Source organism: Streptomyces sp. NPDC059456, from assembly GCF_042750055.1.
GTDB lineage: Bacteria > Actinomycetota > Actinomycetes > Streptomycetales > Streptomycetaceae > Streptomyces.
Genome location: NZ_JBHYVA010000959.1, coordinates 1 through 2,394, shown reverse-complemented (window position 1 = coordinate 2,394; position 2,394 = coordinate 1). Strand labels below are relative to the sequence as shown.

At 77.9% G+C, this 2,394-nt stretch carries 2 protein-coding genes and 1 pseudogene; all 3 read left to right on the top strand.

Annotated features, from left to right (window positions below; translation table 11 throughout):
- The first annotated feature begins 196 nt into the window (after positions 1-196).
- Positions 197-568 carry a YraN family protein gene (locus ACFXA3_RS41065; RefSeq protein ID WP_385196356.1) on the top strand — a complete coding sequence of 124 codons (372 nt, stop codon included), beginning with the start codon at positions 197-199 and terminating at the stop codon, positions 566-568.
- The gene (locus ACFXA3_RS41060; RefSeq protein ID WP_385196354.1) at positions 568-2,202 is read left to right on the top strand and encodes a YifB family Mg chelatase-like AAA ATPase; all 1,635 of its coding nucleotides are present in this window, start codon (positions 568-570) and stop codon (positions 2,200-2,202) included. The genes ACFXA3_RS41065 and ACFXA3_RS41060 overlap by 1 nt, the downstream gene beginning before the upstream one ends.
- Positions 2,199-2,394, top strand: a pseudogene (locus ACFXA3_RS41055) (hypothetical protein); the annotation flags it as partial. The gene ACFXA3_RS41060 and the pseudogene ACFXA3_RS41055, both read left to right, overlap by 4 nt.

Below are 2,394 nucleotides of genomic sequence, written 5' to 3'. Positions count from 1 at the left end.
CAACAAGAGCGACCTGGAGCTGCCGGGCAGCTGACGCCCCGCCGCCGCGCCGCCCGCGCCCGGCGGCGGCCGCCCGCACCCGCCACCCCGGATTCCCCCTCACGAGTGAGGGGGTTGTCCACAACGCCCCCGCTGTCCACCAAGATCCACAGGGTGGGCGGGACCGCGGGACCGTCGGTGGCGGAGGTGGTGCCCGATGAACGCGCAGGGCGTGGCACGACAGGCATTGGGGCGGTACGGCGAGGAACTCGCGGCACGGCGGCTGGCGGAGGCCGGGATGACCGTGATCGCGCGGAACTGGCGGTGCTGCAGCGGGGAGATCGACATCGTCGCGCGGGACGGCGACGCCCTCGTCGTGTGCGAGGTCAAAACGCGCCGGGCGGGGGATTTCGAGCACCCCATGGCAGCCGTCCGGCCCGGCAAGGCCGAGCGGCTGCGCCGGCTCGCCGGACGCTGGCTCGCCGACCACGGAGGACCACCCCCGGGCGGGGTGCGCATCGACCTCGTGGGGGTCCTCCTGCCGCGGCGCGGGGCGCCCGTCGTGGAGCACGTGCGGGGGGTGGCGTGATGGGCTTCGCACGAGCCTGTTCGGTGGCCCTCGTGGGTGTCGACGGCGTGGTCGTCGAGGTCCAGGCCGACCTGGAGCCCGGACTCGCCGCCTTCACGCTGGTGGGCCTGCCCGACAAGACGCTGGTCGAGAGCCGGGACCGGGTCAGGGCCGCCGTCGTGAACTCCGGCGCCGCGTGGCCGCAGAAGAAGCTGACCGTCGGGCTCAGTCCGGCCTCCGTCCCGAAATCGGGCGCCGGATTCGACCTGGCCGTCGCGGCCGCCGTCCTGGGCGCCGCCGAGGTGGTCGACCCCGCCGCCATCGCCGACCTCGTCCTGATCGGGGAGCTGGGGCTGGACGGCCGGGTGCGGCCGGTGCGGGGCATCCTGCCCGCGGTCCTCGCCGCGGCCGACGCCGGATACCGCAACGTGGTGGTGCCGCAGCAGTGCGCCGCCGAGGCCGTGCTCGTCCCCGACGTCAGCGTGCTCGGGGTGCGGAGCCTGCGGCAGCTGATCGCCGTCCTCACCGACGGGCAGGTCCCCGAGGAGGAGGCGCCGGATCCGCCGGGCCGGCCGGACCCCATGCTGGCCGGGCTGGTGGTCCCGGGCGCGGGCCTCGGCACCGGGATCTCCCGCGCCCGGCCCGGCGCGGACGAGGCCCCCGACGTCCCCGACCTCTCCGACGTCGCCGGACAGCACGGCGCCCGCCGGGCCCTGGAGGTCGCCGCGGCCGGGGGCCACCACCTCTTCCTCAGCGGGCCGCCGGGCGCCGGCAAGACGATGCTGGCCGAGCGCATCCCGTGGATCCTGCCGCCGCTGTCCCGGCAGGACTCGCTGGAGGTCACCGCCGTGCACTCGGTCGCGGGCATCCTGCCGCCCGGCGAACCACTGGTCGCCCGGCCCCCGTACTGCGCGCCCCACCACTCCGCGACCATGCAGTCCCTGGTCGGCGGCGGAGCGGGGGTGCCCCGGCCCGGGGCCGTCTCGCTGGCCCACCGCGGCGTGCTGTTCCTGGACGAGGCCGCCGAGTTCAGCACCAAGGCGCTGGACGCGCTGCGCCAGCCCCTCGAATCGGGGCACGTGGTCATCGCCCGGGCCGCCGGGGTGGTGCGGCTGCCGGCCCGGTTCCTGATGGTGCTCGCGGCGAACCCCTGCCCGTGCGGGCGCCACACCCTGCTCGGAGCAGGCTGCGAATGCCCGGCCTCGGTGGTCCGGCGCTACCAGGCCAGGCTGTCCGGGCCGCTGCTGGACCGGGTGGACCTGCGGGTGGAGGCCGAGCCGGTCACCCGCTCCGACCTGCTGGGCCGCGGCGGCCGCGGGGAGGCCACGGCGGCCGTCGCCGACCGGGTCCGCGAAGCCCGGGACCGCACCGCGGCCCGGCTCGCCGACACCCCGTGGCGGCTCAACGCCGAGGTGCCCGGGCACGAGCTGCGGACCCGCTGGCACGCCGCCCCCGGCGCGCTCGCCCAGGCCGAACGGGACCTGGAGCGCGGACTGCTCACCGCCCGCGGGCTCGACCGGGTGCTGCGCGTCGCCTGGACCGTCGCCGACCTGCGGGGCCGGGACCGCCCCGACGCGCTGGACGTGGCCGTCGCCCTCGAACTGCGGACCGGCATCGCCCGCGGCGCGGCCCAGGCGCTGGGAGCCGGGTCATGACCGCCGGCCACGGTCCCGGACGGGGAGGGGATTGCGCCGCCGACGCCGCAGGGGGCGCCGGGCGGGGCGAGGGGCACGGACCGCCCGCCGGGACCGCGCCGCCCGACGCGATCGCGTGGGCGGACGGCACCGGCCCCGGTGGCGGGCCCGGGGCGGAGCTGCTGGCCCGGGCCGCCCTGATCCGGGTACTGG